Source organism: Vibrio sp. L3-7, assembly GCF_963898195.1.
In the GTDB taxonomy this organism is placed as follows: domain Bacteria; phylum Pseudomonadota; class Gammaproteobacteria; order Enterobacterales; family Vibrionaceae; genus Vibrio; species Vibrio echinoideorum.
Genome location: NZ_CAWQUW010000056.1, coordinates 23,436 through 38,330, shown reverse-complemented (window position 1 = coordinate 38,330; position 14,895 = coordinate 23,436). Strand labels below are relative to the sequence as shown.

The following is a 14,895-nucleotide window of genomic DNA, read 5'->3' as shown; positions in this document are numbered from 1 at the left end:
ACTCGGTAATAAAAGAGCCTAACACTAGATATTATTCTTCGCTGAACAGATCGCCGCCATGCATGTCGATCATCTCTAGGGCTTTACCGCCCCCCAGAGCAACACACGTTAATGGCTCTTCTGCAACAACAACAGGAATTCCTGTTTCTTCTGTTAGCAGACGATCAAGGTCTTTAAGCAGTGCACCACCACCTGTCAGTACCATACCGTTTTCTGAGATATCAGAAGCCAGTTCTGGTGGACATTGTTCAAGTGCAACCATCACTGCAGATACGATGCCTGATAGTGGCTCTTGAAGCGCTTCAAGGATTTCGTTTGAGTTCAGGCTAAAGCTACGAGGTACACCTTCAGCAAGGTTACGACCACGTACTTCGATCTCTTCCACTTCGTCGCCAGGGTAAGCTGAACCGATTTCGTGTTTGATCTTTTCTGCTGTTGCTTCACCAATCAGGCTGCCGTAGTTACGACGCACATAATTAATAATAGCTTCATCAAAACGGTCACCGCCGATACGTACAGAAGACGAGTAAACCACACCGTTCAGTGAGATAACCGCAACTTCAGTAGTACCACCGCCAATATCAACAACCATTGAACCTGTTGGTTCAGATACACGTAGGCCTGCACCAATCGCAGCAGCCATTGGCTCATCGATAAGGTAAACCTCACGCGCACCAGCACCTAGCGCTGATTCACGGATAGCACGACGCTCTACCTGAGTAGAACCACAAGGAACACAAACCAAAACACGAGGACTTGGTTTGAGTACACTGTTGTCATGCACTTGTTTAATGAAGTGTTGAAGCATTTTTTCTGTTACGTAAAAGTCAGCAATTACGCCGTCTTTCATTGGACGAATCGCTGAAATGTTACCAGGCGTACGTCCAAGCATTTGCTTCGCAGCATGACCAACAGCAGCGACACTCTTTCCAGAGCCCACACGATCTTGGCGAATTGCTACAACAGAAGGCTCATCAAGAACAATGCCTTGGCCTTTTACATAAATAAGGGTATTGGCTGTACCTAAATCAATCGATAGGTCGTTTGAAAACATGCCACGAAGTTTTTTAAACATATTCTTCGCTCATCCTGCAAGAATTAGAAGACAAAAATTGCACTAAATGTACCAATGCCTTGCTGTCACGGCAAGGCATTGAGGTATAAACATGGACTGAAACCCGCAATTTCTTACAGATTCCTAACTTAAGGGGCAAAAATTATATTTTTACTGACCTGTTAAGCCACTTTCACCTCGGTAGATCACTCGATCGTTACCGCGGTAGATACCGAATGTGACGACGGTGGAGGGATCTTCATCGCCTAACTGTCTCCAGTTGTAGCGCAGCCATGGCTGATCTTGATCGCTGCCTGAGCATGCAACAGGATTCTCACCAGTTTTAGCCAATGGTGTCGATGCTTCCATTCTTAACCACAATCGTACCTGCTCACGTGGTGCATCTGCACCAGAAGGCGTATTTTGGTTCGCTGTGACGTCTTCCTCTCCATCATCCACATTTCCACTGCCATTAAGTGAAGCCAATGTAGTTTTCACCTCATTACTGGTCCAAATAACTTGCTTACAAACATTTGAGCCATTGAATGTGCTGCGGTCGTCATCTTCGTTAACAACAAACTCACTGCCATCCCAGAACTCAGCACGAAGTGGAATCGTTAGAGTAGTATCGGAATTGCCACCAATATCGTCGAGCGCCATTCGACCGTAGCGAGCAGGAGGCTGGACTGGGAATACTGCCGAATCGGTAACAGGATCAGAATCCGTGAATGACACAGGATCTGTTCCTTCGATCGTTAAACCAAAATTTGTAGCAGTAGAATTAGCATCCGACGTATTAAACGGGGCATCTCTGCGGCTAACATCATCTGAGTCCGTAACTCGTTGAAGCTCAGCTGCATTGTCATTCAGCAACCAATGATAACGAGTAGTAGACCAAGTGCCAGAACCAGTATCTAACAAGAAGTCATTATCTATGTTGCTATCATCTAAAACACCAAACTTTGCTTGTAACTCTGAATTAAAGAACCGGTAATTATTAAGAACATTATCCGTATCATCTTCACCAGAAGCCATTGGATATGCTTGGTGAACTGTAGAATCATAAGGTTGACTTAGGTATGCGATATCATTTTGCTTGGCGACATTCCATTCTGGAGTACCTTGCACAAAGTATTTAGGGTAAAAGCGGCCAATAGATTTACTACCAGATAACCCACCTAAAATTGAGCTGTAGAAGCTTCCTGTTTCAGTAGCAGTAAAATTAAAACTACCCGCTTCTGAGTACTTCAAACTATCGAACTTATAACCTTTATTCGCCTGGTCATTCGACGAAATTTGTTTAGTTAGCTGAGCTACAGGGGTTAAATCACCTAACTTAGCGTCAGGATAAACCGTAATTAGAGGTGTATCTAAAGTCGTTGTAACTTCGACGCTTGCTGTCGACTTAAAGTAATTATTCGTCAACAAATTATCATCAGTACAAACAGAAGATGAGTCGGTATGCTTTATCGGGCGGGCATAAACATCAAATGGCGATCCGGCAGCAGCAAAACTATCTGAGTCTTTCTCGTTGCTGTTTCCATCTGAGCTCTTGTTGGTGCAAATCGCAAATTTCCAAGGACGAGAGTAGACCGAGAAACTTCCCTCTACATCATAATTCCCATCTTCGGGACAACCAGCGAAACCAGTACAATCAAAGCTACTGTCTTTTAAAGTAACATTGAAAAGACCTGATTCAGAAATAGTTAAGCCTGTTGAGGCGCTGCCTTTTTTGAACTCAGGTAAGTAAGTCAGCGAACCATCGGAACCACTCCAAGAGCTATCAAGCTCATGAGCAATAGTAACTTCATCCCCAGCTTCACCTGTATAGTTCTCAGCAACAACAATTGAGTCACCAGAATCACACGCTAAAACTTTAGTTACTGTCTGTGTGGCCTGCCCTGCAATAACGTCAAGACGATTGGTTGGAGTATTGCCATCCATTAAAGAGAATTTAAATGGTACGAACTTAAACTGGCTTTCAACCTCTTTACCTGAATCATCGACTAATGTCGCCGTTAGCTTATAACTTGTATCAAAATCAATATTGGCAGTACCTTTAGCGACAACTTTTAAAGTTAATTCACCATCGTCATTTGAAACATAATTAGGGTAAGTACCTGAACCTTGTAGTACAGAAACGTCGAATTCAGCAGCGTCTGGCGTAATACTCACCGTAACACCTAGGCTTTCCGCCACACCATTATTGGAGGTATTAATGGTAAATTGAGGGGAATCGTCGCCACACATCAAAGCTAAGTTCGTCGCGGGAGATATCTCTATCTCGTAATCATCAACAGGTACAATACAGCTTGTTTCTGCATGAATAAGAGCATTTGATGACATATTTATATCTTGTGCAGATACGGCACCATAGAGTCTAGCCGTACCACTCATGTCCACTTTTTGCTCACTGTACAACAAGCCAGTAAAAGTCGTCTTATTACCAGAACCGCTACTATTTAAGCTTACTTGATTCGTGCCATTTTCTAATACGTTAACTCTAAAATGTGTATCACTTGCAAGTACAGGCTTATCACCACTCCAACTAGTAATGGGAATACCCACATAACTACCATTATTAACTGATAGGTTTTTAGTAAATATGGTCACTATATCGCCGCTCTTTACACGTAGCTCACCAGTACCATTGATATTAAGCATGCCAATTTTATATTTACCAGACTCTATTTCAACCACTGCACCACTACCAATTGAGATGCTGTCATATTCGTAAATCTTCACACCACCAACAGTGATAGGCAAGGAAGTGACATTGTGGGTGTAAGGGATATCTAATGAGTTACCTAAGTTGTCTGGAACATCTTCTAATGCTTCTTTATCGATAAGCAAATCATCCAAGCCATAACACAGCTGCCCCTCACAAGCGACACCTGTTCTATCATTGGTATTGGAATCTAAAAAGCCTACGTAACGTTGCCCATCATCCCTAAGCGCACCTACTATCTTGGGAGAACCATTAATTTCTAAGCTCCCGTTCGACCCTTTCCAAGTTTGGGCTGGGCTTTTATCATTAAACCCTTCACATATGCCTATTTCATTCGGTCGGTCAAACATAAAAAAGCCTACATCCTCAGCAATGTGAGACCTTTCACTGTCCTTGTCCATATCCTCTTCAACAATGAAATACACTTTATCTTTCGTGATATCACAACGGCGAATCCAGCCGCCATTATTACCACTGCGAGAGTTTTTATTCGCAACTAATATAGGAGGAGCATCAAACCCAGCATCTGCTATCGAAGTAAACTCTTCACAACCAACTTCTATGGGAGAAATAACCTTTTCACTCAGCGTAGTCGTAACTCTTGTTTCGGCATTGCCAAGGAAAAAGCGCGCGCCTTGAATAAACCCGGAACCTTCACCAGCTACAAAAGCTACATTCTCTTTAGATGATATTGAGTTATTTTTGATGACTTCAGATTTCTCTAATGCCAAGGAAAAGCTATCAACCCCTACACCGCGAGCCATTCCGGTAAACCACGCCGATGTGTTATTTTTTGTTTGAGGTTGAACTAAAATGCCTGGCTTAGAATTAAAAGAGTCTAAACCATAATCGTCATAGCGAATAATATCTGCATTATTTCTTTCAGAAGAAATTTGAGAGGCGGCAGTGTTTGTATTTACAAGACCTGCAACAATTTGACTTTCACCATTATTTAAAGAGATCACACCTTCTTCGATAACAAAGTAATCAATATGATTACTATTTTTCAAAGGGTCTCCTTGCCCACTCATAGGAGCATCTAGATAAGCAATATTGCTTATCTTTTTCTTAGCACTTGGTGCTATTTCTTGAACTATTGTTGCAGATTGCCAAGTTGTATTGATTACTGACGCTGTAGAAGGAAGTTCTGTTGTCCCATTGTTTTTAACAGATAAGCTTGCATCAATGGTTGGCATAACGAAAACTAGCGGTTTAGGTTTCGCTATGTCATAGCTGTTATTAAAATTCAGCGTACAAGTTACAACTTGTTTGTTATCAGGTCCTGGAGATGAAATTGTACAGTCATTATCCGTCAACGTACCAAATTCAAATTGAGGGTTTTGGTTGATTGGAGGTTCAGAGGGAGAAAATGAACATAACTCTTCGATATTCGCAGGACAATTTGATGAGGCATAATTACAATTAGGATCATCAATACCACAATAAAAACTGGCACTACTAAAATCATTTGATGAGGACTTTACCTCACCACATACAGATGAATTTTTTATCGTTGCCTTTCCATGAGCATCAATCGCTTTTGTTTGAGCATAAATACTATTCTGTGTTTCAGCTTTAAACTCTCCACCGGTTGATGTTACAAGACCACATACTTGTGTATTCTTTAAAATCACATCACTTAATGCGTGGATATCTCCGAAAACTTCGTTAGGGTTTGTTTCAAATTTAACTTGCCCACCAGTGCTTGTAACGTCACCATAAACTTTAGTTTTCTTGAGAACGATATCGCCTAGAGCTTTTACATCACCATAAAATAAGTTACTCCCAGACTCAGATTTAACTTGCCCTCCTGAGCTTTCAATATTGCCATATACAGTAGAGCCTTTAAAAATAGAATCCGAGTGAGATTCAATATCTATTGGGGTAGCTGCAGTTCCTGACTGGTTATTATTTTCAAATTTTATGCTGCCTGAAGTTAACTTAAGCAGAGGTCGGCTATTTTGCGGTATCAACTCAGTTCGGCTAAAGATAATCGTATCTTTGTTACCTAAAACAATATCTTGAGAGCAAGTGTAGGTTATGCCATTAAGTTGGCCATTATTACAAATATTCGTATTTGGATCGGATATGTCATAAACAGTTGCAGCAAACGAGGTAGGGACTAAAAATGCGAACATCAAACCTAATAATAGTAGCTTCATAATTATTCCTTTACCCAAACTTCTTGAATACGCTGTACTTGGTTGATACCCGAACCACAAATGGCCGTTGATTCTATTTTGAAAAAGCCAACACCATCTAACACACCGATCTGACTACAAGTTAGTTGGTCTACAGTACAGATAGTCGACATGCCGCTGCTCACTTGATTTGAATTTAAGTTGCTACAGACAGTGCTAACACTTGTTGAAACCGCAGGTGATACCGTCAAAGGATAAACTTGAGTGAGTGCCCACTCATTCGCGGAGTGTGCCAGCAACCAAGCCTGTGTACCAAGCTGCTTACGCGTCAATGTATCGTGATTTGACCACTGAACTTGCACTAAAGAAGTCGCAAGGAAGCCCATTACCACAATAACAAATACTGCGACGACCAAAACACTGCCTTGTTGAGATGATTTTCTATGGCGCATTGAGTACCTGCACATCTTGTTGGTAAACACTTACTTCGCTGTTTTGCTCAAGCACGAGATCGATGTGAATCACACCACCGCGCTGTAAGCTTGGCTCTTCATAACGAAAATTACTGTCAGCATAATTGATGCTATCCGCAACGGTGATTCCATTGCGCTGAATTAGACCTTGATTCTGAACGGTGTCATTCACTAAACAGTAACTCACCGAAGCACTCTCATCGTAAATATAATGGCGTTGAGCAATAGACTGGCTGGCAAGGCTAACAGAGTTAGCGGTAAACACATTACTCGTGGAAACTAAACCTGAGACTGAAATCCGTTTAGTCGAACCAGCACCAAATTCAGAATAAGTGGTGGGATTAATAATGAGGTAATCGCCGGCATCTAACGTGGGCGAGTCTTGCCCGATAATAAAATCAAGCTCATCCGTCGATTCGTCAAGGTGATAAAAGCCTGAGTATTTAATAGCGTAAAAGGTGAGACATTTTTGAGTAAAAGCCGAAGCTGGCATAATGCTCGAATCAAAACTGTTAGGAACCGCGTGGCTTATCTCTCGCGACATTTTCTCTACAACGAATTGCCCTTTTATTTGTACCTTTTGTCGGTCGATAGTTTCGACATAACCTTTCATGCCATACTCAACAAAACCGGCAATTGCAAGACCGATGACGGCAACTACAACAATGGTTACGATCATTTCTATCAGAGTAAAACCACGTTGTTTCATTAGTAGTTCCCCTTATAGGCAATCACGCTGTAGCGGTTATTACCACCAAAGATCTGTACTTCAACGCGCTTCATCGTACCAATAGTATTATCGTTAGTTCCGTCCATGTTTTGATCATAAACCACCGAAATCTCAACACGAAAATTGGCATAACTGCCTTCGATATTTTCATCTAGGATATTAGCAAGCGGATACTTCGTTGATGAAACGCAAGCTGACTCAGTAGTATCTGTGTACCAACAACCGATATAGTCATCGACATCATTGAAAGCTGCGGGGGTTGCCTCTGCCCCATCCACTCCGAGTTCATTGGGAGCAGAACAAGCGGTCGCACCTGCATCCCCACAGCGCACCAGACCACCATCAAAGTCACTATGTTCGTCAAAGCCACGAGCTAAAATTTGATTCATCAAACTCTGACCTAAGGCTACGGAACGGTTTTGATATTGTGGGTCGGCCGAACTTGCCACTTGAGGTGCTAAAAAACTGGTAATCGTGACCATCGCAATACTCAGTACGATAATCACAATAATGCTCTCTATGAGAGTAAAACCACGGGAACGAATCATAGACACGCCCCTTCACGCACATAACCTTGAGAATTAATACAGACTTGAGCGCTATTGCTCGAAGTGGTGGAGTTAATCGTAATGTTAACTCCAGCGCTCACCGAAGGGTTCCCTAATAAGTCAAAATCAATAATGGTGTTGGTTGGAGAAAATGAAATATCGGATTCACGCACATAATCACTACGCGCATCGGCTTGTGATTTTTGAGCACTATTCGATAGATTCAAACTGCAAGCAGTTATTGAACCTAGACAATCACTATGAATAGCAAGACGAAAACTATCATTAGCTGCTGACACGTTAGATTGCATTCGATTAACTTGGATTTGACGTATAACGGAAATAGCCTGCTCTTGGGCAGTAAAGGTAGAAAAGCTAGAAGTGCCAACGAAGCGACTCGCAGCGAAAGTTGAAACAATACCAAGGATAATAATAACGATGATCAGCTCTACCAGAGTAAAGCCGCTGGATTTGGGGCTGTTATCCATAATGAGCCTCTAACTGCCTAGCGAATACTGATTATACAAGATAACGAAGCTTACGATCTTATGTATATGAATAGTTTTGATATTTGTGTAGCAGATGGAAAAAAGGCCAGCACAGGTGCTGGCCTCAATTTTAACTAATGTGCTAAGGAGCACAGTTTGAGTCTTCTACCATGTTTGCTGTTGCTTCAACGTTAGCAGCTGTTGCTTGGGTATATACAACACAGTTAGTAGTGTACCCATTAATACCAAACAATGCTGATGTAGCGCCGCTTGTCTTAATAAATTCAAAGTCCTCATCAGCACCAACACCTTGAACGATTGCTGAGATTGCTGTCGATGACGCTTCAGGATATCCAAAAACAGTCTGAATACTTTGAGTACCAACACCAGTGCTAACTGCACCTGAAGTAGATTCAATACCTGCGATTGCAGCCTTACCGTAAATAATACCTGAAGCACCTTGAATTGCCCCAGCTAGACCTTCAAGAGTTGCATTTTTTGCATCATCTTGCAGGTTTAGGAAACGTGGTGCCGCAGTTACAGCAAGAATACCCAGAATAACAATTACAACCACTAGTTCAATTAGGGTGAAACCGCCTTGTCTTTTCATAGTTAAGCTCTCTCTATGTTTAATTTTACGCAGACTTACTGCAAAGTTACGGTCACACGACCAGTTTTAATTTCGTAAACAAATTGGTGCTCGGTATTACCTTCTAACTGAATGTAAGTACACGTTGCATCACCTGAATTTGCTTGCGCTGAATATTTGTAATTTGAATCGCTATCAACATCTGAAACCGCACCAACTTTAGGTGGATTCTGCAGTAAGTTTTCCATCAATTCAGAACAGGTTTGGTCTGAAATATCTTGTGGCGCTACGCCAGAGTTGTCATTCAGAGTCCATGGGTAGCCGTCTCGAAAGTCGGTTTCCACATTGTTGCTGTTCTTTGATCTTGTTAACCAAAAATCAACACCATCGTAGTTTACAGTATTGTATGTTTCAACACCAATCTTCTCAGATGGTCTTGCTTCAGCTTCCCATTGTGCTCTCGCCGACAAAACTGCGGTTGCAAAACCACCAGCAACACCTTCAATGCTTGATTTTTTGGCTTCATCTGTCACGTCTAAGAAGCGAGGTAAAGCAGCTACCGCCAATAAACCAACGACGACAATAACGATGACCAATTCGACTAGGGAGAAACCCTTTTGATTTTTAAGCATTTTCTACCTACTCATCTAATTGTTAACGCGCATTATACATTTGCACACGTATAAAACCATAAAAACAGTGTCAATATTTTCACAAAGCCAAAATATTGGCTCTCACACTAAATCTTTCTTTTTTGAGTAATATATCTATCTGATACTTATCACTATAATGATAAAGGCAGTGAAATTGTATGTTATCACTTTTATCTTCAATACTGGGAGAACTTAGCCCTAAAATGCTCTGTTGAGGATACAATTGTTCCAACCAATAATCGCAATCACGATCCGCTCCTTGAATAGGCTTTACCCAACCTGTTCGGCTATAAACTCTCGATTGTCCTGAATCTTTTTTTAGCAGATTTCCCTTCAAAATATACTGTTGTTTGTACAGGTTTGCTTGCTCTAAAATCCGCTTACTCGCGACGATCAATGCCGTATTAGTCGCTTCTTCTTCGACGGTTTCCCATGCAGAAAGCAACCCTACAATTAGAAAAAGAATAACCACACTCCAAATAACAAAACGTGAGCGTTGTAGGTTATTTAGCATTCCCTAGCCTTTGATTGCATCGAGCATTCCCCACATTGGTAGGAATATACCCAAAGCCAGAATCAGTACCATGCCAGCCACAACCACTAATAAAATCGGCTCAATCCTAGCGGTTAAGGTTTTCAAATCGTAGTCAACTTCTCGATCATAAAAATCTGACACCTCGAGCAATAGCTCATCAATACGACCTGTCTCTTCACCTACCGAGATCATTTGTATCACTAAGGGTGTGAAAATTTCGCTGTTTATTGCGGTAGAAGATACGGTACTACCGGCTTCTATTGCTGCTTTCATAGCCTGAACTCGTAGTTCTAAAAAGCGGTTATCTAACGCCTCAGCCGATAGAGATAATGACTGATTCAATGGCACACCCGCTTTCAACATCAATGCGAAAGTACGAGAAAAACGCGACAACAAAGCTCGATTCACTACACCACCAATTACTGGTATTTTTAGACGCATCCTATCCCATCGTTCTAGCCCTTTATCGGTTTTAACCCATGCTTTAAAAGCAAAGATAAGACCAAAGATCACCGCAAGCATTAAGCCCCAATAATTCACAAAGAACTCAGACATACCAATTAAGATACGAGTGGGTAGCGGAAGATCCACACCAAAGCGCGAGAACATGCTCGAGAACTGTGGGATAACCTTAATGTTGAGAATAAACATCGCGATCAAGATAAAGCTGATCACGAAGGTTGGATAACGCATCGCCGTTTTGATTCGCTTACGAGTTTCAACCTCTTGTTCATAGTATCCAGCTAATTGCAGCAGTGCCTGATCTAAACGACCGGTATTTTCACCCACACTGATCATCGAAACAAATAGCGGACTAAACACATTTGGGTGCATTTGCATCGATGCCGCTAATCCACGACCATTCGTTAATTCAGCGACCACTTCTTCGAGGGCGGCTTTTAACTGCTTATTTTCACAGTTTTGGGTCAGGCCTTTCATCGACCGTAATAATGGAACACCCGCTTTTGTTAGGCTGTATAACTGTCGGCAAAACAGAACCAATACTTCCAAAGGAACATTCGGCGAAAACAAGCTAGATACGTCCATATCCAATACTGAACCGCCACTTTTCCCTAGCTTGATAGAGGTAGGAATGATCCCCTTATTCATCAGGCTTTCAGCAGCAAGATCTTCGTTATTCGCATCTAATTGACCACTGACTTGGCTACCATCAGAACTACGACCTACATAACGATATGTTGGCATATCTCTTTACCCCTACAGATAAATTGGGTCGGTTGCTCCGGAAGCGTCGCCTTCACCAAGGTGCATTATCTCATCGAGACTCACCACACCTTGCAAAGCCAATTCCATCGCAGAAGCCAATAACGGTTTGTAATTTTCAGACTGCCTTGCTGTTTGAGCGAAACCAACCGCATCATTAGCTCTAAGCGCATCCATCATGTTTTGCTCTAGTTCTAGCATTTCAAAAACACCAATACGCCCGCGGTAACCCGTCAAATTACAGTTCTGACAACCACGTCCCTTCATGAATGGGACGCCTACTTGATTAGGGAAGCGAACACTTAGCCACTGTTTGCGAGGTTCATCCAGATCATCGTCAACCTTACAATCGGCGCACACTTTACGAACCAACCGTTGTGCGACAACCGCTCTAACAGCGCTTGCCACTAGATAACCGGGAGCGCCCATATCCATCATGCGCAGCGCACTGTCTACCGCGTCGTTAGTATGTAATGTACTTAATACCAAGTGTCCGGTAAGTGCCGCTCGCAAGCCAATCTCGACGGTTTCTTGGTCACGCATCTCACCAATAAGGATAATATCGGGATCCTGACGCAAGAAAGTTCTCAAGATAGTTGAGAAGTCGAGATTGATCTTAGGGTTTACTTGAACCTGATTAACACGAGGAAGACGATATTCCACCGGGTCTTCTGCGGTAATGATCTTTTTACCCGGTTCGTTTAATTCACTTAACGCGCCATAAAGGGTGGTTGTTTTGCCTGAACCCGTCGGGCCAGTTACCAAAATCATCCCATGTGGGCGTCGTAATTGTTGACGAAGTCTAATCAGAAGATCACTCGGTATGCCTGATGCCTCTAATTTACGAAGGCCAGCTGATTGGTTAAGTAAACGCATAACTACAGATTCGCCATGCTGCACAGGCATGGTCGACATACGAATATCAACAGATTGGCCTTTCGCGCGAATATTGAAGCGGCCGTCTTGAGGAAGACGTTTCTCTGAGATATCAAGATTGGCCATCAGCTTCAAACGCAGAACCAGGGCTGACGCAATATTGACTTCATTCAACAGTGTTTCATGCAGCACGCCATCAATACGCTGACGAAGACGCAAGACATTTGAATCGGGCTCAATATGGATATCAGAAGCACCAACTTGGATTGCATCTTCAAATAACGAGTTGATAAGCTTAACGACGGTAACTTCGTCACTGTCTTCATCTGCTATATCAAAATCAAAGGCATCATTAACTTGATGCTCTGCATGCAGCTGCTCAGCGAAAGAGGCGATTTCTTTAGTTCGGCGGTAATAGCGATCAAAGCCATCGACTAATTGTCGTTCTTGAGCAACCACAAATTCTAAAGCGTAATCACCTAGCTGACCCAGTAACGATTCTTGCGCAAATAGATCAGCGGGATCACTCATCGCGACACGTAACGTATCGCCTTGACGTCCAATAACCAATGCACGAAGTCGACGAGCATGTACCTCAGGTAAAAGCTGCACCGCTTCAACATCGACAACGGCTCGGCTCAAATCAATAAGAGGAATAGCAAGCTGCTGGGATAAAAAGCTCAGCATTTGCTGCTCTGATAAGAAGCCAAGTTCAATCAGCGCATCACCTAGCTTACGACCGGTACTTTTCTGAGCGGCCAGAGCTTGTTCTACTTGAGCCTCGGTAATAATGCCTTCTTCTACAAGCAAATCACCCAATCGCTTTCTTAATCTAATTTGCATCGTCGCTCTCCTCTAGGGCATCGAGTATTTTTAACCGGTCACGCACAAAGTTTTGCGATTGAGATGAGATTCCAACTCTGGTCAAAGCGCCTTGGTATGATTCTTTTGCTGCAGTAAAATCAAGCTGTCGTTCTTGTTGAATCGCCAGGCCCAGCCACCAGCGTGCATTATCTGAATCGACTTCAACTAACTTTCGATAGCTCTCTAATGCTATCTCTTCTTGTTGCGATTTTTGACTCAAAGCCGCACGCATTGCTAAATAGTCTTTGGTTGGATTTGGCGGTAAGTGTACTAATGGACTCAAAGCGGCTTCTGCTTGATTGGCTTTGACGAGCAGTTTTGATAAACCTAGGCGTAGCTTTTCACTATTGGTATTAAGTTTGATACCTGATTGATAAAGCTCATAGGCTTTACGAGTATCACCCTTACCAAAATAGAGAATTGCGAGTTTCTGACGGACGTCCTCGTTTCTTGAGGAGTAACGCAGGGCCTCGGTATAACCTTTTAAAGCACCGTTAAGATCATTTGCATCTAGCGCTTTCTGAGCTCGCCCTTGTGCATTCTCCGATAATTGCTCTGGCGTTAGCTCTACTTGCTCAATCAGCATTTCGCTATTTTCTGAGCCTTTCAACTCATCAGAGCTAGATGTCGGACTGCTTTTCGCTACATTAGCCACATACATCGGCTTTGGAATGTCAGTATTACTCGTTTTAGCCGAACTTAACGGTTTAGGCGTGACGTGGGGTTTTGTTGCTTTAGGAGTACTAGACGTTGTCGTTGGCTTAGCTTGAACACTATTGGCCGCCACTGTGTATTCTGCCGAGCGGGGCGTTAAATCTAACGTCACTAATTTCTTGGTTGGCGATGAGAGAGTTTGAGTAACAACATCCGCCATTTCTCCCGAACTATCTACGACAGAAACCTGAACTTGTGTATCTCGAGTTGAGATTGAATGTTCAACGGCAGGACCTTGTGATATTGCCCATCCGCCCATTGCTAAGCTCAGAGTAAAACCTGCCACTAACCAAACCAATGGTGAGCGTGTTTTGATTTTAGGCACCACGGCGGCTTCAATCGAGGTTGCTGATTTTTTCTTTGCCAATTCAGACAAGGCGTTATTAATGACGCTCATAGTTAATTCCAACCCCACAGTATTGGCGTTTTAAATTTAGGCTTACACACATCGTATGTTTCATGCATGGCTGAAAATAGGTGCTGGTTGTCGATACTTTTCTTATCTTCACTGAACGAGAGCAAAAGAGCCTTATGGCATAGTTGATTTATCAATCTTGGAATACCTAACGATGAGCGACAAATCGCTTTTTTTTGATTCAAGCTGAACAACTCAGGATTACCACCAGATTTAGCGATCCGATTATCAATATACGCCACCGTTTCATCGAGAGTGAGTGGCCTCAGTGTTGAACTAAAAGTAATTCTTTGGCGAAACTGCCTAAGATGATAAGCCTCTAGCCTGACATCCAGTTCAGGTTGTCCGAGTAACACTATCTGAAGTAATTTTTTATCTTCAGTTTCAAGATTACCGAACAACCTTAATGTTTCTAACGCTTCATCCGATAGAGCTTGAGCCTCATCAAGAATCGCTACCACTCTTAAACCTGAATTGTGCAATTCAATGAGCTTATGCTGAATGTTATCAACCAAGGTTGCTTCATTCTCGATAGTCAAACCTAACTCTTTGGCGACGGCTTGACGCAGGTCTGCACCAGACAACACAGGGTTTGGCAGGTAGATTAACGCCGTACAATCCTTTAAGTGATTAACCAGCATCCGACAAACCATGGTTTTTCCCGTACCGACTTCGCCAGTAACTTTGATTACGCCCTCTCCCATCTCTAACGCCGAGATCACCGTTTGAATCGCTTCGAAATGAGGCGCTAAACCATAAAAGAAATCGGTATTCGGCGTTAAGGTAAATGGCAGCTGTTCAAAACCAAAGTGAGCTTGATACATAAGATGACCTAGCTTAGTTAGATGCTACCAATCTACATT

The 14,895-nt window shown here is 42.6% G+C and carries 13 protein-coding genes; all 13 read right to left on the bottom strand.

The window, feature by feature from the left end; genetic code table 11:
• Positions 1–31: 31 nt before the first annotated feature.
• Positions 32–1,075 carry a rod shape-determining protein gene (locus AACW75_RS21910; protein ID WP_017073028.1) on the bottom strand — a complete coding sequence of 348 codons (1,044 nt, stop codon included), beginning with the start codon at positions 1,073–1,075 and terminating at the stop codon, positions 32–34.
• A gap of 150 nt (positions 1,076–1,225) precedes the next feature.
• On the bottom strand, positions 1,226–5,944 hold the full coding sequence (locus AACW75_RS21905; protein ID WP_145572213.1) for a DUF6701 domain-containing protein: 4,719 nt from the start codon (positions 5,942–5,944) through the stop codon (positions 1,226–1,228).
• Between the two features lie 2 nt (positions 5,945–5,946).
• Positions 5,947–6,375 (bottom strand): hypothetical protein, encoded by a 429-nt coding sequence (locus AACW75_RS21900; RefSeq protein ID WP_017073026.1) that lies wholly within the window; start codon positions 6,373–6,375, stop codon positions 5,947–5,949.
• Positions 6,365–7,105, bottom strand: coding sequence for a prepilin-type N-terminal cleavage/methylation domain-containing protein (locus AACW75_RS21895; RefSeq protein ID WP_145572212.1), 741 nt, complete (start codon positions 7,103–7,105; stop codon positions 6,365–6,367). Before AACW75_RS21895 ends, AACW75_RS21900 begins: the two co-directional genes overlap by 11 nt.
• Positions 7,105–7,674, bottom strand: a complete 570-nt coding sequence (locus tag AACW75_RS21890) for a type IV pilus modification PilV family protein (protein ID WP_135456130.1) — start codon at positions 7,672–7,674, stop codon at positions 7,105–7,107. The genes AACW75_RS21895 and AACW75_RS21890 overlap by 1 nt, the downstream gene beginning before the upstream one ends.
• Positions 7,671–8,162 carry a prepilin-type N-terminal cleavage/methylation domain-containing protein gene (locus AACW75_RS21885; protein ID WP_145572211.1) on the bottom strand — a complete coding sequence of 164 codons (492 nt, stop codon included), beginning with the start codon at positions 8,160–8,162 and terminating at the stop codon, positions 7,671–7,673. The genes AACW75_RS21890 and AACW75_RS21885 overlap by 4 nt, the downstream gene beginning before the upstream one ends.
• A gap of 142 nt (positions 8,163–8,304) precedes the next feature.
• Positions 8,305–8,772 (bottom strand): type II secretion system protein, encoded by a 468-nt coding sequence (locus AACW75_RS21880; RefSeq protein WP_145572210.1) that lies wholly within the window; start codon positions 8,770–8,772, stop codon positions 8,305–8,307.
• Positions 8,773–8,807: 35 nt separating this feature from the next.
• On the bottom strand, positions 8,808–9,383 hold the full coding sequence (locus AACW75_RS21875) for a prepilin-type N-terminal cleavage/methylation domain-containing protein (protein WP_102573415.1): 576 nt from the start codon (positions 9,381–9,383) through the stop codon (positions 8,808–8,810).
• 79 nt (positions 9,384–9,462) lie between these two features.
• Entirely contained in the window at positions 9,463–9,918 is a 456-nt protein-coding gene (locus tag AACW75_RS21870) for an MSHA biogenesis protein MshF (RefSeq protein ID WP_102573414.1), read from the bottom strand.
• Between the two features lie 3 nt (positions 9,919–9,921).
• Entirely contained in the window at positions 9,922–11,145 is a 1,224-nt protein-coding gene (locus AACW75_RS21865; RefSeq protein WP_102450761.1) for a type II secretion system F family protein, read from the bottom strand.
• A gap of 12 nt (positions 11,146–11,157) precedes the next feature.
• A complete protein-coding gene (locus AACW75_RS21860) occupies positions 11,158–12,882 on the bottom strand; it encodes a GspE/PulE family protein (protein WP_102573413.1) in 1,725 nt (574 codons plus the stop codon).
• A complete protein-coding gene (locus AACW75_RS21855) occupies positions 12,872–14,014 on the bottom strand; it encodes a tetratricopeptide repeat protein (protein ID WP_102573412.1) in 1,143 nt (380 codons plus the stop codon). The genes AACW75_RS21860 and AACW75_RS21855 overlap by 11 nt, the downstream gene beginning before the upstream one ends.
• Positions 14,015–14,016: 2 nt before the next feature.
• The gene (locus AACW75_RS21850) at positions 14,017–14,856 is read right to left on the bottom strand and encodes an ExeA family protein (protein ID WP_017073016.1); all 840 of its coding nucleotides are present in this window, start codon (positions 14,854–14,856) and stop codon (positions 14,017–14,019) included.
• Positions 14,857–14,895 lie beyond the last annotated feature (39 nt).

What these genes read in the sequence shown, in the direction of transcription:
- AACW75_RS21910 (WP_017073028.1), bottom strand. Translation starts at nt 1,075, where the DNA reads ATGTTTAAAAAACTTCGTGGCATGTTTTCAAACGACCTATCGATTGAT.
- AACW75_RS21905 (WP_145572213.1), bottom strand. Translation starts at nt 5,944, where the DNA reads ATGAAGCTACTATTATTAGGTTTGATGTTCGCATTTTTAGTCCCTACC.
- AACW75_RS21900 (WP_017073026.1), bottom strand. Translation starts at nt 6,375, where the DNA reads ATGCGCCATAGAAAATCATCTCAACAAGGCAGTGTTTTGGTCGTCGCA.
- AACW75_RS21895 (WP_145572212.1), bottom strand. Translation starts at nt 7,105, where the DNA reads ATGAAACAACGTGGTTTTACTCTGATAGAAATGATCGTAACCATTGTT.
- AACW75_RS21890 (WP_135456130.1), bottom strand. Translation starts at nt 7,674, where the DNA reads ATGATTCGTTCCCGTGGTTTTACTCTCATAGAGAGCATTATTGTGATT.
- AACW75_RS21885 (WP_145572211.1), bottom strand. Translation starts at nt 8,162, where the DNA reads ATGGATAACAGCCCCAAATCCAGCGGCTTTACTCTGGTAGAGCTGATC.
- AACW75_RS21880 (WP_145572210.1), bottom strand. Translation starts at nt 8,772, where the DNA reads ATGAAAAGACAAGGCGGTTTCACCCTAATTGAACTAGTGGTTGTAATT.
- AACW75_RS21875 (WP_102573415.1), bottom strand. Translation starts at nt 9,383, where the DNA reads ATGCTTAAAAATCAAAAGGGTTTCTCCCTAGTCGAATTGGTCATCGTT.
- AACW75_RS21870 (WP_102573414.1), bottom strand. Translation starts at nt 9,918, where the DNA reads ATGCTAAATAACCTACAACGCTCACGTTTTGTTATTTGGAGTGTGGTT.
- AACW75_RS21865 (WP_102450761.1), bottom strand. Translation starts at nt 11,145, where the DNA reads ATGCCAACATATCGTTATGTAGGTCGTAGTTCTGATGGTAGCCAAGTC.
- AACW75_RS21860 (WP_102573413.1), bottom strand. Translation starts at nt 12,882, where the DNA reads ATGCAAATTAGATTAAGAAAGCGATTGGGTGATTTGCTTGTAGAAGAA.
- AACW75_RS21855 (WP_102573412.1), bottom strand. Translation starts at nt 14,014, where the DNA reads ATGAGCGTCATTAATAACGCCTTGTCTGAATTGGCAAAGAAAAAATCA.
- AACW75_RS21850 (WP_017073016.1), bottom strand. Translation starts at nt 14,856, where the DNA reads ATGTATCAAGCTCACTTTGGTTTTGAACAGCTGCCATTTACCTTAACG.